The organism is Catellatospora aurea (genome assembly GCF_042663325.1).
GTDB lineage: Bacteria > Actinomycetota > Actinomycetes > Mycobacteriales > Micromonosporaceae > Catellatospora > Catellatospora aurea.
In genome coordinates this window covers 169,761-184,221 of sequence record NZ_JBHTAC010000005.1, presented here as the reverse complement: position 1 = coordinate 184,221, position 14,461 = coordinate 169,761, and the positions used below count along the sequence as shown (strand labels likewise).

17 protein-coding genes and 1 riboswitch are annotated in these 14,461 nt (G+C 72.3%); of the genes, 7 read left to right on the top strand and 10 right to left on the bottom strand.

The genetic code is table 11. From position 1 onward, the window contains the following. Positions 1 to 31 precede the first annotated feature (31 nt). Positions 32 to 787 carry a DNA repair protein RecO gene (recO, locus tag ACFQO7_RS07370; RefSeq protein ID WP_360533442.1) on the top strand — a complete coding sequence of 252 codons (756 nt, stop codon included), beginning with the start codon at positions 32 to 34 and terminating at the stop codon, positions 785 to 787. 54 nt (positions 788 to 841) lie between these two features. Further along, positions 842 to 1,657, top strand: coding sequence for an isoprenyl transferase (locus ACFQO7_RS07365; RefSeq protein WP_361051636.1), 816 nt, complete (start codon positions 842 to 844; stop codon positions 1,655 to 1,657). A gap of 91 nt (positions 1,658 to 1,748) precedes the next feature. On the opposite strand, the gene ACFQO7_RS07360 is transcribed toward ACFQO7_RS07365, so the two are convergent. From ACFQO7_RS07360 to ACFQO7_RS07350, 3 genes are all read right to left on the bottom strand, one after another. After that, entirely contained in the window at positions 1,749 to 2,522 is a 774-nt protein-coding gene (locus ACFQO7_RS07360; protein ID WP_376805770.1) for an energy-coupling factor transporter transmembrane component T family protein, read from the bottom strand. A gap of 94 nt (positions 2,523 to 2,616) precedes the next feature. After that, positions 2,617 to 3,957, bottom strand: coding sequence for an ABC transporter ATP-binding protein (locus ACFQO7_RS07355; RefSeq protein WP_376805713.1), 1,341 nt, complete (start codon positions 3,955 to 3,957; stop codon positions 2,617 to 2,619). Then, the gene (locus tag ACFQO7_RS07350; RefSeq protein ID WP_376805712.1) at positions 3,957 to 4,541 is read right to left on the bottom strand and encodes an ECF transporter S component; all 585 of its coding nucleotides are present in this window, start codon (positions 4,539 to 4,541) and stop codon (positions 3,957 to 3,959) included. Before ACFQO7_RS07350 ends, ACFQO7_RS07355 begins: the two co-directional genes overlap by 1 nt. Before the next feature lie 98 nt (positions 4,542 to 4,639). Next, a riboswitch (TPP riboswitch) is annotated at positions 4,640 to 4,745 on the bottom strand. 109 nt (positions 4,746 to 4,854) lie between these two features. On the opposite strand from ACFQO7_RS07350, the gene ACFQO7_RS07345 reads away from it, so the two are divergent. The 3 genes from ACFQO7_RS07345 to ACFQO7_RS07335 all read left to right on the top strand — a co-directional run bounded on the left by ACFQO7_RS07345 (position 4,855) and on the right by ACFQO7_RS07335 (position 8,768). Beyond that, the gene (locus tag ACFQO7_RS07345; RefSeq protein ID WP_376805711.1) at positions 4,855 to 5,880 is read left to right on the top strand and encodes a permease; all 1,026 of its coding nucleotides are present in this window, start codon (positions 4,855 to 4,857) and stop codon (positions 5,878 to 5,880) included. Continuing rightward, positions 5,877 to 6,716: a TIGR03943 family putative permease subunit gene (locus tag ACFQO7_RS07340; protein WP_376805710.1), complete on the top strand. Its 840-nt coding sequence runs from the start codon at positions 5,877 to 5,879 to the stop codon at positions 6,714 to 6,716. Before ACFQO7_RS07345 ends, ACFQO7_RS07340 begins: the two co-directional genes overlap by 4 nt. 153 nt (positions 6,717 to 6,869) lie before the next feature. Continuing rightward, on the top strand, positions 6,870 to 8,768 hold the full coding sequence (locus ACFQO7_RS07335) for an acyl-CoA dehydrogenase family protein (RefSeq protein WP_376805709.1): 1,899 nt from the start codon (positions 6,870 to 6,872) through the stop codon (positions 8,766 to 8,768). Between the two features lie 88 nt (positions 8,769 to 8,856). On the opposite strand, the gene ACFQO7_RS07330 is transcribed toward ACFQO7_RS07335, so the two are convergent. From ACFQO7_RS07330 to ACFQO7_RS07300, 7 genes are all read right to left on the bottom strand, one after another. After that, positions 8,857 to 9,468, bottom strand: coding sequence for a hypothetical protein (locus ACFQO7_RS07330; protein ID WP_360533424.1), 612 nt, complete (start codon positions 9,466 to 9,468; stop codon positions 8,857 to 8,859). 43 nt (positions 9,469 to 9,511) lie between these two features. After that, complete coding sequence (locus tag ACFQO7_RS07325) at positions 9,512 to 9,922, bottom strand: Fur family transcriptional regulator (protein ID WP_360533421.1); 411 nt, start codon at positions 9,920 to 9,922, stop codon at positions 9,512 to 9,514. 22 nt (positions 9,923 to 9,944) lie between these two features. Further along, a complete protein-coding gene (locus tag ACFQO7_RS07320) occupies positions 9,945 to 10,283 on the bottom strand; it encodes an ArsR/SmtB family transcription factor (protein WP_155374867.1) in 339 nt (112 codons plus the stop codon). Next, positions 10,280 to 11,149 (bottom strand): metal ABC transporter permease, encoded by an 870-nt coding sequence (locus ACFQO7_RS07315; RefSeq protein WP_360533640.1) that lies wholly within the window; start codon positions 11,147 to 11,149, stop codon positions 10,280 to 10,282. The genes ACFQO7_RS07320 and ACFQO7_RS07315 overlap by 4 nt, the downstream gene beginning before the upstream one ends. 11 nt (positions 11,150 to 11,160) lie before the next feature. Beyond that, positions 11,161 to 11,922, bottom strand: coding sequence for a metal ABC transporter ATP-binding protein (locus ACFQO7_RS07310; protein ID WP_376805708.1), 762 nt, complete (start codon positions 11,920 to 11,922; stop codon positions 11,161 to 11,163). A gap of 37 nt (positions 11,923 to 11,959) precedes the next feature. Further along, a complete protein-coding gene (locus ACFQO7_RS07305) occupies positions 11,960 to 12,883 on the bottom strand; it encodes a metal ABC transporter substrate-binding protein (RefSeq protein WP_376805707.1) in 924 nt (307 codons plus the stop codon). Between the two features lie 273 nt (positions 12,884 to 13,156). Beyond that, positions 13,157 to 13,420: a hypothetical protein gene (locus tag ACFQO7_RS07300; RefSeq protein ID WP_376805706.1), complete on the bottom strand. Its 264-nt coding sequence runs from the start codon at positions 13,418 to 13,420 to the stop codon at positions 13,157 to 13,159. Between the two features lie 86 nt (positions 13,421 to 13,506). Here ACFQO7_RS07300 and ACFQO7_RS07295 point away from each other — a divergent pair, with 86 nt between their 5' ends. Further along, on the top strand, positions 13,507 to 13,830 hold the full coding sequence (locus tag ACFQO7_RS07295; protein WP_120316467.1) for an antibiotic biosynthesis monooxygenase family protein: 324 nt from the start codon (positions 13,507 to 13,509) through the stop codon (positions 13,828 to 13,830). Positions 13,831 to 13,912: 82 nt separating this feature from the next. Beyond that, positions 13,913 to 14,416 (top strand): hypothetical protein, encoded by a 504-nt coding sequence (locus tag ACFQO7_RS07290; protein WP_376805705.1) that lies wholly within the window; start codon positions 13,913 to 13,915, stop codon positions 14,414 to 14,416. Positions 14,417 to 14,461 lie beyond the last annotated feature (45 nt).

Below are 14,461 nucleotides of genomic sequence, written 5' to 3'. Positions count from 1 at the left end.
GTCGTCGGCGGGGGGCGGTAGGGTCGTCGGCATGCCGGGGATGCGCCGACCGCTGTATCGCGATGACGCGATCGTGCTGCGGGTGCAGAAACTCGGCGAGGCCGACCGGATCGTGACGCTGCTGACCCGCCAGCACGGGCGGGTGCGCGCGGTCGCCAAGGGGGTGCGCCGCACCACGTCGCGCTTCGGGGCGCGGCTGGAGCCGTTCGGGCACGTGGACGTGCAGTGCAGCGAGGGCAGCTCGCTGGACACCGTCACCCAGGTCGAAGGCCGTGACCTGTTCGGCCGCCGCTTCCTGACCGACTACCCCCGCTACACGGCGGCCAGCGCGATCGTGGAACTGGCCGAGCGGCTGACCCCGGTCGAGCGGGAACCCGCGCTGCGGCTCTACCAGCTCACCCTGGGCGCGCTGCGGGCGCTCGCGGAGGGGCTCCGGCCCGGCCCGCTGGTGCTCGACGCCTACCTGCTGCGGGCCATGGCGCAGGCCGGCTGGGCCCCGGCGCTGCGAGACTGCGCGGTGTGCGGGGAGGCGGGGCCACACCGGGCGTTCTCCGTACCCGCCGGTGGGGTCACCTGCCTGAACTGCCGCCCACCCGGGGCCGCCCATCCCGACCCGGCCACCCTGGATCTGATGTCGGCCCTGCTGGAAGGGGACTGGCCCGCGGCGGAGAAATCCGAGCCGCCGGTGCAGCGCGAGTGTGCGGGTTTCGTGGCGGCGCATTTGCAGTGGCACCTGGAGCGGCAGCTACGCTCTCTGCCGTTGGTTGATCGCCGGGAGCCGGGCTGAGCCCCGGACCTGGCCGGATCGCCGGTGGCGACCGTGAACAGACAGGGGAGCGCCTTGATCAGAATCCGGCAGGCTCGGGAGCCGAAGGCGCCGACGCCGCACCCGTCCGGCGCGACCCCGCCCAAGCTGCCCGGTGAGGCGCTGCCCAAGCACATCGCCATCGTCATGGACGGCAACGGCCGCTGGGCCAAGGAGCGCGGGCTGCCCCGCACCGAGGGCCACAAGCGCGGCGAGTTCTCCCTGTTCGACACGATCGAGGGGGCGCTGGAGATCGGCGTGCCGTACCTGTCGGCGTACGCGTTCTCGACAGAGAACTGGAAGCGCTCGCCCGAGGAGGTCCGCTTCCTGATGGGCTTCAACCGCGACGTCATCCGCCGCCGCCGCGACATGCTCAACGACCTGGGCGTACGCATCGTGTGGTCGGGCCGGCGCGGGCGGCTGTGGAAGAGCGTCATCGACGAGCTGGAGACGGCCGAGCAGATGAGCCGCCACAACACCAAGCTCACCCTGCAGTTCTGCGTGAACTACGGCGGCCAGGCGGAGATCGCCGATGCGGCGGCCGCGATCGCCCGGGACGTGGCCGAGGGCCGGCTCAAGGCCGACAAGATCAATGAGAAGACGTTCGCGAAGTACCTCTACCACCCCGAGGTGCCGGACGTGGACCTGTTCCTGCGCCCGTCGGGCGAGCAGCGCACCAGCAACTACCTGATCTGGCAGTCCGCCTACGCCGAGCACGTCTACCTGGACACATTGTGGCCCGACTTCGACCGCCGCCACCTCTGGTACGCCTGCGAGCTCTACGCCCAGCGCGACCGCCGCTTCGGCGGCGCCCTGCCCAACCCGGTCGCCCCACCCGCCCCCGCGGCCTGACCCCGTCCCAGCCGCAACTCTTAAAGACTTGCGGCCTCCGGCCTGCGCGGAGACCGCGAGTCTTTAAGAGTTGCGCCAGGAGGGGCGGGGGTCAGTGGTGGGCGATGAGTTGGATGGCCAGGGCCAGCAGCGCGCCGGCCGTGATCAGGAGCCAGTCGGCGAAACGCCAGGGCATCGGGCGGGCGACGGTGCGGGGTAGGCCGGAGTCGAAGCCGCGGGCGTCCATCGCGACGGCCAGCCGGGTGCCGCGCCGGATCGCGCCGACCAGCAGGCCGAACGCGGTCCCGGCGAACAGTCTCAGCCAGCGCAGCGGGTTGTGCCCGGCGTCGATGCCGCGGGCCCGGCGCGCCATCGCGATCATCTGCCACTCCTCGCCGAGCAGGCCGACCAGCCGGAACGCGGCCAGCGCGCCGATCGCGAAGCGTGGCGAGACCCGGGCGTGCTGGATCAGCGAGTCGGCCAGGTCGGTCGGGTCGGTGGTGCTGAACACCAGGATGCTGGGCAGTGCGATGGCCAGCAGCCGCAGCGCCAGCGACAGCGCGTTGCCGAGCACCGTCGTGGTGATGACGACCGGCCCGAAGTCCACCAGCACGGTGCCGGACCGGTCCGCGGCGAACAGCGCCAGCGACAGCACCACGGTCGCCGCGCCGAGCAGCGCCGGCCAGCCGCGCCGCAGCAGCCCCCACGGCGTGATCCCGAACAGCGGCGCGGCCAGGAACGTCACCACCAGCGCGAAACCCAGCGCGGCCACGTCCCGGGTGAACAGCGCGGCGGTGGTGAACAGCGCCAACGCGACGATCTTCGCGACCGGTGTGCGGCGCGCCAGCAGCGCGTCGCTGCGCTGCAGCGCGGTGGCGGCGGGCAGGGTCACGGTTTGCTTCGATCCGGGCTGACCGCCCTGGCGCCGGTGCTGCGGCAGACGCCGCCGCGGAGTCGCCGGATGGTGACGTTCCGGACGGTCATGAGCGCTCTCCCAGGTCGAGGGCGCGGTCGGCGAGGGCGGTGACCACGTCGGGGTCGTGGGTGACGGTGACGATGCCGTGGCCGTCGTCGCGGAGTGCGGCGAGCAGGTCGACCAGCTCGATCCAGGTGCGGCGGTCCTGGCCGAAGGTCGGTTCGTCCAGGATCAGCAGGCGGGGCCGGGCGGCCAGCGCGGTCGCCACGGACAGCCGCCGCGCCTCGCCGCCGGAGAGGGTGAACGGGTTCGCCCCGGCCAGGTGGTCCAGCCGCAGCCGGGTCAGCAGCTCGTCGACCCGGCCCGGGGCGGTGCCGCCGAGCGCCAGCTCGTCGCGCACGGTGGCGGTCACGAACTGCTGCTCCGGGTTCTGGAACACCGAGCCGATCCGGCCCGCCAGGGCGCGGGCCCGCCACCGGTGCGGCGACCCGTCCGGGCAACGCACCTCGCCCGCGGCGGGTTTGAGCAGGCCGCCCAGGGCCAGCGCGAGGGTGGACTTGCCGCAGCCGTTGGGGCCGGTCACCGCGAGCGCCTCCCCGGCGCGGACCGTCACGTCGGGGTAGGACAGGTGCCGTACCCGCAGGTCGTGTGTGGTGAGCAGGACGTCGCCGGGCGGGTTCGCGGCGGGCCGAGGGGGAGCGGGGTGGCCGGGCACCCAGACCCCGGCGGCGGCCAGTTCCGCGCCGAGGGGGCCGGCCAGCAGGTGAGGTGGCACGTCGTCGCGCACCCCGCCGCCGGGCTCCAGGACGACCACCCGGGTGACCAGGTCCAGCACCTCGGCGATGCGGTGTTCGATGAGCACGACGGTGGTGTCGGCGGCGACGGCGTCCCGCAGCGCCCGGCGGACCAGCGCCGCCCCGGCCGGGTCCAGGTTGGCCGTGGGCTCGTCGAGCAGCAGCAGTTCAGGACGCGGGGCCAGCGCCCCGGCCAGCACCAGGCGCTGCTGCTCGCCGCCGGACAGGGCGTCGGTGGCCCGGTCGCGCGGGTAGCCGAAGCCGACCTCGCGCAGCACCTCGTCGACCCGGGGCCACACCCGGTCGGCGGGCCAGGCGAGGTTCTCCAGGCCGAACGCGACCTCGTCGCCCGCCCGCGACATCACCAGCTGCGACTGCGGGTCCTGGAAGACGATGCCGATCCGGTCGGCGTCGACCTTGCACGCGCCCTCGGCCTCGCCCGAGTCCTCGGGCAGCAGCCCGGCCAGCGCGTGCAGCAGCGTGGACTTGCCCGCGCCCGAGGGGCCGAGCAGCAGCACCCGCTCGCCGCGCTCGATGCGCAGGTCGACCCCGCGCACCGCCCACGCGCGGCGGCCGGCGTGCCGCCACCCGTACCCCTCGAGCTCGATCATCAGACCAGGTCGCGGCTGCGGCCGGACGGGAACCGGTCCAGCGCGCCGGTGCCGGCCAGGGACTTGGTCAGGTAGTAGCCGCCGACGCCCGCGAACAGCAGCGTGCTGGCCACGACGATGGCGACGTAGGCGACCTTCCAGTCGAAGGTCCAGTCGCCGTAGTAGTAGTACAGGTCGAGCCCGGCCGCGGTGGCTCCCGCGAAAGCGGCCGCGACCAGCGACTGGCCGAGGTTCCAGCGGCGGTACGCGCCGAGCAGGAAGCCCAGCTCGCCGGCCGCGCCCTGGGCGAGGCCGTACCAGAGCACGCTGATGCCCCACGAGGTGCCGAGCAGCGCCGACACGATCGCGGCGACCAGCTCGGTGTAGATCGCCGCGCCCGGCTTGCGGATGATCAGCGGGGCGAGCACGGCGGGCAGCAGCCATACGCCGTAGATGGCGGCCGCGGCCGGCGGGAACGTCGAGCCGAAGATCGCCCCGGCCGGTCCGTTCCACAGCAGGCCCCAGGCCCAGAAGACGACGCCGAAGGCGACGGCGAGGATCGAGGCGACGACGATGTCGACCGTCCGCCAGCGATAGCTTGTCATGAATAACTCCAGGTCCGTTGAGGGTACGAACGAGGAGAAGTGCACACGCCGCCCCCGTGACATCCCTTTTCGGGGGTATCACGAAAGCAGGCGTGGCGGTGAGGTGTTGACCGAACTCCCTGCGCTGGCATTACCCAGATCAGGTTCGAGGGTCTGCGGCCGTGTGCCGCACTCTCAGCGCTGTGCGCTCCCCTGTCGTTACTTGTTCATATGAGGCCGCTGGACAGCAGCGCTTGTGCCGGAAAGGCTAACACCGAACGCACGCCCGGTAACCTGTGCCGGTCGGCACACCCCGATACCGCGAAGGATCCGTGTGACCTCCGTCGATCAGCGCCCGCCCGCGGCGCCCCCGTCGCCGCCCGCCGGGCCCGGCCGCACGCCGCTGTTCGGCGGCCGGATCGGCTCCGTCGAGGTGCTGGCGGCACTGCTCATCGCACTGCTGATCTTCCGTGAGCCGATCGCCGCCGCGATCTCCACTCCGCTGCTGCAGACCTGGACCACCGTGTTCGTATCGGTGATGGTGCAGGCCATGCCGTTCCTGGTGTTCGGCGTCGCGCTCTCGGCGGTGATCGCGGTCTTCGTGCCGCGCTCGTTCTGGTCGAAGGCGCTGCCCAAGCACCCGGCGCTCGCCGTGCCGGTGGCCAGCGCCGCCGGGGTGGTGCTGCCCGGCTGCGAGTGCGGCTCGGTGCCGATCGCCGGCTCGCTGATCCGCCGCGGCGTCACGCCCGCCGCCGCCCTCGCCTTCCTGCTGGCCGCGCCCGCGATCAACCCGATCGTGCTGACCGCCACCGCGGTCGCCTTCCCGAACAACCCGGAGATGGTGGTCGCCCGTGGCGTGGCCAGCATCATCGTGGCGATGGTGATGGGCTGGCTCTGGCTGCGCCTGGGCAAGCAGGAGTGGATCCGGCTGCCGCACCGGCCCGAGCTGGACGACCTGTCCCGCTGGCGGGCGTTCTGGGCGGCCTGCCGTCACGACATCGTGCACGCGGGAGGCTTCCTGGTGCTCGGCGCGATGGCCGCGGCCACCATCAACGTGCTGGTGCCCGAATCGGTGCTGCAAGCCGTCGCCGACCAGCCGGTGCTGTCCGTGCTGGCCCTCGCCGCGCTCGCCGTGCTGTTGTCGATCTGCTCTGAGGCCGACGCGTTCGTCGCCGCGTCACTGAGCCAGTTCTCGCTCACCGCGCGCCTGGCGTTCCTGGTCGTCGGCCCGATGGTCGACCTGAAACTGATCTCCATGCAGGCCGGGGTGTTCGGCCGCCGCTTCGCGATGCGCTTCGCCCCGGCCACGTTCGTGATGGCGGTCGGAGTCGCCGCCGTAGTCGGGATGGTGCTGCTGTGAACCGTCAAGCCCAGGGCGTGGTGATGCTGCTGCTCGGCGGCGCGATCCTCAAGGCCAGCCTCACCGACATGTACCTGCGCTACGTCAAGGCGGGACTGCAGCCGTTCCTGATCGGCGCGGGCGCGCTGCTGGTGCTCGCGGCCGTGATGACCCTCTGGTACGACATCCGCCACGGCTCGGCCGTGGACACCGAGTGCGCCGAGCACCCGGAACCGGTCGGAGCGGCGGTCGGCGGCCGCGACCTCGGCCGGCCGGGCGATGACCACCGCGCCGGCACCGACCAGGGGCACGGCGGGCATGGGCACAGCGGCCGGGACGGCGACCACGGCCACGGGCACCGGGAACCGCGGGTCGGCTGGCTGCTGATCGCGCCGGTGCTGGGCCTGCTCCTGGTGGCCCCGCCCGCGCTCGGCTCCTACGCCGCCGGGCAGGCCGGTTCGGCGCTCTCGGCGCAGCAGGTCTCCGACTTCCCGGCGCTGCCCGACGGGGACCCCGCCGAGATCAGCGTGCTCGACTACGCCACCCGGGCGATCTTCGACAAGGGACTGTCCATCGGCGAGCGCCGGGTCCGGGTCACCGGTTTCCTGTCCGACAACCCCGAGGGCGGGCAGCTGCTCACCCGCATGATCCTGTCCTGCTGCGCGGCCGACGCCCGCCCGATCAAGGTCGGCATGAACGGCAGCGTGCCGACGGGGCTGCCCGCCGACAGCTGGGTGGAGATCACCGGACAGTACACCGACCAGCAGGGCACCGACCCGGTCAACGGCGACAGCATCCCGTTCATCGAGGTGCTGGAGTGGCGGCCGGTGCAGGCTCCCGCGGAGCAGTACGAATAGCCGGTGTCGGCCGGTTTGCCAACCGCTACCGCTCGGTAGTACTGCGGAGTAGCGTGATTTCAGGGCGCAAACCACCGAACACGGCTCGTCGCGGCGCGCTCATGAGGCGGCCCCGGCGACCCCGCGTTCGACCGGACGACAGGGGTGTCGACGATGACGACGGTGCAGCGTGAGGTGAGCGCGGAGCAGGCCCGGCAGGTCGCCGAGGCCGCCCGCGAGAGCGAATGGCGCAAGCCCAGTTTCGGCAAGCAGTTGTTCCTGGGACGGCTGCGGATGGACCTGATCCACCCGTGGCCCCAGCCCGCCCCGAACCCCGACGCCGAGCAGTTCCTGGCGAAGCTGGGGGAGTACGTCAGCACCGAGGTCGACGGGGCCGCCATCGAGCGCGACGCCCGCATCCCGGACGAGGTCTTCCACGGCCTGGCCGAACTCGGCGCGTTCGGCATGAAGATCGATCCCGCGTACGGCGGGCTCGGCCTGTCCCATCTCGACTACTGCCGAGCGCTGACGCTGGCCGGCTCGGTCAGCCCGGCGATCGGCGCGCTGCTGTCGGCGCACCAGTCCATCGGCGTGCCGCAGCCGCTCAAGCTGTTCGGCACCAAGGAGCAGAAGCAGCGCTTCCTGCCGCGGCTGGCCGCGGGCGAGGTGTCGGCGTTCCTGCTCACCGAGCCCGACGTCGGCTCCGACCCGGCCCGCATGGGCGCGACCGCCACCCCGGTCGAGGGCGGCTACCGCCTGAACGGGGTCAAGCTGTGGGCCACCAACGGCACCGTGGCGACGCTGCTCGTGGTCATGGCGATGGTGCCGAAGGCCGAGGGCCGCCGCGGCGGCATCACCGCGTTCGTGGTCGAGGGCGACGCCGAGGGCGTCACCGTCGAGAACCGCAACGCCTTCCTCGGCCTGCGCGGCCTGGAGAACAGCGTCACCCGCTTCCACGACGTGTTCGTGCCCGCCGAGAACGTCATCGGCGGTGAGGGCCAGGGCCTGAAGATCGCGCTGAGCACCCTCAACACCGGCCGCCTCTCGCTGCCCGCGATGTGCGTCGGCGCGGCCAAGTGGTCGCTGAGCGTCGCCCGGCAGTGGTCCCAGCAGCGCGTGCAGTGGGGTCGGGCGGTCGGCCAGCACGAGGCCGTCGCCACGAAGATCGCGTTCATCGCGGCCACCGCGTACGGCATGGAGTCCATGCTCGACCTGTGCTGCATGCTCGCCGACGACGACCGCAACGACTTCCGCATCGAGGCCGCGCTGGTCAAACTGTACGGCTCCGAGCTGGCCTGGCAGGTCGCCGACGAACTGGTGCAGATCCGGGGCGGGCGCGGATACGAGAGTGCCGACTCGCTGGCGGCCCGCGGCGAGAAGGCGATCGGCGTCGAGCAGCTCCTACGCGACCTGCGCATCAACCGCATCTTCGAGGGCTCCACCGAGATCATGCACCTGTTCATCGCCCGCGAGGCCGTCGACCAGCACCTGTCCGTCGCCGGGGCGCTCATCGACCCGAAGTCCCCGCTCGGCGCGAAGGGCAAGGCCCTGCTCCGCGCCACCGGCTTCTACGCCCGCTGGCTGCCCACCCTCGCCGTCGGCCGGGGCACCTTCGGCGGCTACCGCAAGTTCGGCCCACTCGCCAAGCACGTGCGCTGGGCCGAGCGCGCATCCCGCCGCCTGGCTCGCAACACCTTCCAGGGCATGGCCCGCTGGCAGGGCAAACTGGAGCACCGGCAGGGCTTCCTGGGCCGGGTCGTCGACATCGGCGCGGAACTGTTCGCCATCGCCGCCGTCTGCTCCCGCGCCACCGCCTCCGGCCGCCCCGAGGAGATCGAACTCGCCGACCTCTTCTGCCACCAGTCCCGAGGCCGCATCGCCATCCTCGAACACGCCCTCTGGAACAACACCGACGCCGCCGACGTCGCCCTGGCCCGCAAGGTCCTGGCCGGCGAGCACACCGCCCTGGAGTCGGGCATCATCGCACCCCCCGACCAGGGCGAATGGGTCTCCACCTGGACCCCCGGCCCGTCCACCGCCACCGACGCCCGCCGCCGCATCCCACCCCGCTGAACCCCAAGGAAGGGCACCTTCTTAACGCTCCGCGTTATAGAAGGTGCCCTTATTGACGGCGACCAGGCGGTGAGCTGGGCGCGAGACGTCAGCGGCGAGGGCTGCCGCGCAGACCGAGGCGGCGCAGTTCCAGCGCGGCCAGCTGCTCCACCGCCTCCGGATCACCGGTACGCCATCCCGCCACGACCCCGCTGTCCAGCGAAGCGAGCCGCCGCAGCGGCGCCGTGGCCAGCGCCCGCAGCGCGAGCAGCTCACCCCCGCCCGGATACCGGCGCACCTTCGCCGCGACGCTGGCCGCGCGGATCCACGACAGCCGCAGCGGCAGCCACAGCGCCAGCGCCATCAGCACCGGGATGCCCGCGGTCAGCCAGGCCAGCACCGTCGCCAGGTTCGCGATGGCGTCCTGCTGGTCGCGCCCCGCCTCGGCGATCGAGTTCGCCGCGTTGGCGGCGCTGCCGAACGGCGCGCCCACCTCGTCACCGACCAGCGGGATGCGCCCCGCGCGCGCCTGTGCCTCGGCCATGTCGGCGGCCAGGTTGGTGCCGGCGCTCTCCAGCTTCTGGCCGGGCACCGCCAGCTTCTGGACCAGCTCGTACAGTGTGATCGCGGCCCAGATCCAGATCGCGCTCCACACCAGTGCGGTGACATCGGCGATGATCTGCCGAGTGAACCGCCACGGCTTCTCCGCATAGAGCTTCATGAGAGCATTGTGATCGACGCGGGCGATCGATAAACGCCCCGCGTCACACCCGGGGCGCCGCGCAGCCCTGGCAGGTGCCGAAGATCTCCAGCGTATGGCTGACGTCGACGAACCCGTGCTGCGCCGCCACCCGGTCGGCCCAGGACTCCACGGCCGGTCCCGCCACCTCGACGGTACGGCCGCAGGTGCGGCACACCAGATGGTGGTGGTGCCCGTTGGAGCACCGCCGGAACAGCTGCTCGCCGCCCGGCGGGCGCATCACGTCGATGTCCCCGCCGTCGGCGAGCGCCTGCAGCGTCCGGTACACGGTGGTCAGGCCGACCCGCTCGCCCCGGTCGCGCAGCATGGCGTGCAGCTCCTGCGCGCTGTGGAAGCCCTCCACCTCGGACAGCAACGTCGCCACCGCGGACCGCTGCCGCGTGTTCCGCGCCGCGGTTCCCTGTGGGCTGGTCATGCCATCTCCTCGTAACACCTGTTCATGGGCGCTGCTCCGCGGCGTGGGTGACGGCGTCGGCGACGATGTGCGCGACGTGTTCGTCCACCAGGGAGTATGCGATCTCGCGGCCGTGCCGTTCGGCGCGGACCACACCGGCCGCCCGGAGCACCCGCAGGTGCTGGGAGACCAGCGGCTGGGCCACTCGCAGCCGTTCCACCAGCTCGTGCACGTGGCGTTCGCCGTTCGCCGCCAGCTCGGTCACGATCGCGATCCGGACGGGCGCGGCGAGCGCCCGCAGCAGCTCTCCGGCTCGGGCGTAGGACTGCGTCTGGCTCACATCGACCACCGTAGCCCCGCGTGTCGGTGCATACCCAATCATGAGTCCAGGACGCACTCGGGCGGCTCACACACCGCCGCCGGCCCCGTGTCGGCGCGCCGCCGCCGACGCAGCACCGCGCCCACCGCCGCGACCAGCATGAACAGTGCGATGGCGGCGAGCACGATGGTCGCGCCGGGCGCGGTGTCGTACCCGGCGGACATGAGGATGCCGGCCCCGGCGCTGATCACGCCGCCGAGCATGGCCAGGGTCATGGTGCCGCCGAAGCCGCGCGAGACCAGCTGCGCGGCCGCGACGGGCACCACCATCAGGGCGCTGACCAGCAGCAGGCCGACCGAGCGCATGGCCACGGTGACGGTCACCGCGGTCATCACGGCGAGCAGCAGGTTCAGGGTGCGCACGGGCAGGCCGGAGACCTTGGCGTACTCCTCGTCCTGGCAGATCGCGAACAGCCAGGGCCGCAGCCCGACGGTGACCGCGAGCACGCACGCGCCGAGGATCGCGATCGTGATCAGATCCGTGGCCGACGTCGTGAGCAGCGAGCCGAACAGGTACGACGTCAGGTTCGCGCTGCCCTTGCCCGGGGCGAGCCCGACCAGGAAGACGCCGCCCGCGATGCCGCCGTAGAACAGGATGGCCAGCGCGATGTCGCCCGAGGTGCGGCCGCGCTCGCGGATCAACTCCACCGCGACCGCGCCCAGCGCCGACACGATGATCGCGGTGAGCACCGGCGAGGTGCCGGTGAGCAGGCCGACGCCGACGCCGGTCAGGGCGATGTGGCCGATGCCGTCGCCGATCAGCGACATGCGCCGCTGCACCAGGTAGATGCCCAGCGAGGGGGCGATCAGGCCGGTGATCAGCGCGCCCAGCAGCGCCCGCTGCATGAACGGCAGGGACATGATCTCGATCAGGTTCACGTTCATTCGCGTCCCCAGATGCTCGGCGGGTCCTGCGGGGCGTGCGGGTGCACGTGGTCGTGGCCGGGCTCGGCGTGGTGGCCGGCCGGGTGGGGCACCGCGCCGTCGTGCGCGATGACCCCGTCGTGCACGACCACGGCCCGGGTGATGACCGGCTGCAGCGGGCCCAGCTCGTGCGCGACCAGCAGCACCGTGCCGCCGTGCCGGACGAAGTCGCGCAGCGCCTGCGCGAACGCTTCCTGCGACTTGGCGTCCACGCCCGCCGTGGGCTCGTCCAGCACCAGCAGGTCGGGTTCGCCGGCCAGTGCCCGCGCGATCAGGGCGCGCTGCTGCTGGCCGCCGGACAGGGAGGCGACCGGGTCGTGCACGCGGTCGGTCAGGTCGACGGCGGCCAGGGCCCGCGACACGGCCTGCCGGTCACCGGCGCGCAGCAGCCCGGGGAAGCCGCGTCGGGCCAGCCGGCCCGAGGAGACGACCTCGCCGACGGTGGCGGGCACACCGCCGCCCGCGCCCAGCCGCTGCGGCACGTACCCGATGCGCCGCCAGTCGCGGAAGCGCCGCAGCGGGACGCCGAACAGCTCGACCTGGCCGTCGGCCAGCGGCACCAGGCCGAGCCCGGCCCGGATCATGGTGGACTTGCCGCTGCCGTTCGCGCCCAGCACGGCGACGACCTCGCCGCCGCGTACGGTCAGGTTGACGTCGCGGAGCACGGGACGGTCGTAGGCGACCGCCCCGTGCTTGATTTCGAGAACCGGGGAGTTCACGTCTGCTCCTAGTCCCGTTCGTCGGCGGCGCGTGCGCTCATGAACAGCCCAACGCGGTGCGCAGCGTAGCGAGATTGGCCCGCATGACCGAGAAGTAGTCACCCGTCCCGCCCTCGGCGAGCCCCTCCAGCGGGTCGAGCACGGCGGTCTTCGCGCCGACCTGCTCGGCCAGCGTCTGGGCGACCTTCGGCGAGACCAGCGTCTCGAAGAAGATGGTCGTCGCGCCGTACTGGCGAGCTTCGGCGGCGACGGCGGCGACCTGCTGCGGGGTGGGCTCGGTGTCCGGGGTCAGCCCGGACAGCGCGATCTGCTTGAGCTTGTACCGGTCGGCGAGGTAGCCGAACGCGGCGTGGCTGGTCACGATCTCGTGGCGTTGGCAGTTCGCCAGCCCGGCGGTGAACTCGGCGTCCAGCTTGGTCAACTCGGCGACCAGGGCGTCGCCGCGCTCGGTGTAGGCCGCCGCGTGCGCCGGGTCGCGTTCGGCCAGCTTCTTCGCGACGTCCTTGGCGACCACGGCCAGGCGGGTCGGGTCCAGCCAGAAGTGCGGGTCGGGGGCGTTGCCGCCCTCCTCGTTCGCGCCCTGGTGGTTGGGGCCGCCGACGAGCGGGGTGACCGCCGCGACGTCGAACGCGCGATCGGCGGCGTTCTGCGTGACGGCCTCGTCGAGCTGCGGCTGGAAGCCCTTGAGGTAGACCACCAGCCCCGCGTTGGCGACCTGCGCGACCTGGGCCGGGGACAGCTCCATGTCGTGCGGCTCGGCGCCCGGCTGGGCGAGGTTGACCACGTCGACGTCGGGGCCGCCGACCTTCTCGGTGACGAACTGCAGGGGGTAGAAGCCGGTCACGACGGTGGTGCGGCCGGTGCTGTCGGTGGAGGAGTCGGAGCAGGCGGTGAGGGTGCCCAGGGCCAGCAGCGCGGCGACGCCGGCGACGGCGGCGCGCTGGAGAGATCGGCTCAGCATGGCGTCAACTCTCCCTGAAAATGAGAACGATTGTCAAAAACGCATAGGTGCATATCCCTGCCCTGCGTACACCCCTCCCGCCTCCATGATCCACCGCCCACGACAAAGGAAGGGCACCTTCTTAACGCTCTGCGTAGAGGAAGGGCACCTTGTTAACAGTTGAGGTGCACAGGCGCAGGTCAGCCCGGTGCGAGGCGAGGCTCGCGGACCGTGCGCGATCCACCAACGGCCCTTGTCGTTGCCGGTGACCGCCTCATCGCCGCAGCGGTGGAGTCAGAACAGGCGGGTCAGGGCCGCGGCGGTGAGCAGGGTGAGGACGATCACGCGCAGGGCTCGGGTAGCCGGGGGCTGGACCGGCCAGGTGGTGACCAGCAGCGCGGCCAGGGCGGCGGCCAGCGCCAGGAGAAGGACTCCGCTGTACGGGTTCGGCAGCAGCACCGCCACCAGCAGCAGCGCCAGCGTGCCCAGCAGCGCGGTGGTCTTGGGGATCCGGGCGAGCCGGCGCAGCAGGGGGTTGTTCGCGACATCCTGGGGCACGGCGGCGGTCCTCTCCGGCAAGCGTTAAGAAGGGCACCCTTTACCCCGTAAAACGATAAGAAGGTGCCCCTCCTTACTGTAGTGAGGTGCTGATGCTCAATCGATTCGTGATCGCCGCCAACGAGGAGGCGTTCGTCGAGCGCGCCCACGCGGCGCTGGCGGCCCTGGCGGCCCGCCCCGGTTACCTGCGCGGGGAGCTGACCCGGTCGCTCGACGAACCGGAGCACTGGTGCCTGCTCACCGAGTGGGAGAGCGTCGGGGCGTACCGGCGGGCGCTGGGCGGTTTCGACGTGAAGATGACCGCGACGCCCCTGCTGGCCGAATCGCTGATGGAGCCGTGCGCGTTCGAGACCCTCGCCGAGGCCGAGCCGGGCGGCGAGGTGCAGACCCGGGCCAGCGACCGGGCCTGATCCGACGACCCGGGACGTGGGCGGTCCGCCCGGTTTCGGGCACGGCGGCGGCGGGTGGGAAGAACGCAATATGATCGCGGCCATGACCCATGCGCCCGCGCCCTCGCCCGTGCCGCCCGGTCCGGGCGCCGCGCCGCCGTTCCCGGCCGCGCCGTCGGAGGGCGGCGGGACCCGGTTGGGCTGGGCGCTCGGCATCGCGGGCGGCCTGATCGCGCTGTGCTGCGGCGGCGGCCTGGTGGCCGGGGTCGGCCTGGCCGTCACCGGGGTCCAGGCGATCAACGAGCGGGCCCACGTGGCGGTGGGCACCTACCTCGACGCGCTCAAGGAGAAGAAGTACGACCAGGCCTATGAGCTGCTCTGCGAGGACGAGCAGCGGCGCCTGGACCTGGAGCGCTTCACCAGCCAGGAGCAGTCCCGGCCGGAGCGCATCCAGTCGTACGAACTGGGCGAGGTCGAACTGCAGGGCACGTCGGGGATCACCCTGCCGGTCACCGAGCGCTACACCGACGGGGACACCGAGCAGGTCGTGTACCGCCTCGCGCAGGACCCGAAGACGACCGACCTCGAAGTCTGCGGGCGCGAGTAGCCGGGGTGTCGGCGCGGCGCACCGGCGGACTCACCACGTTGCGTG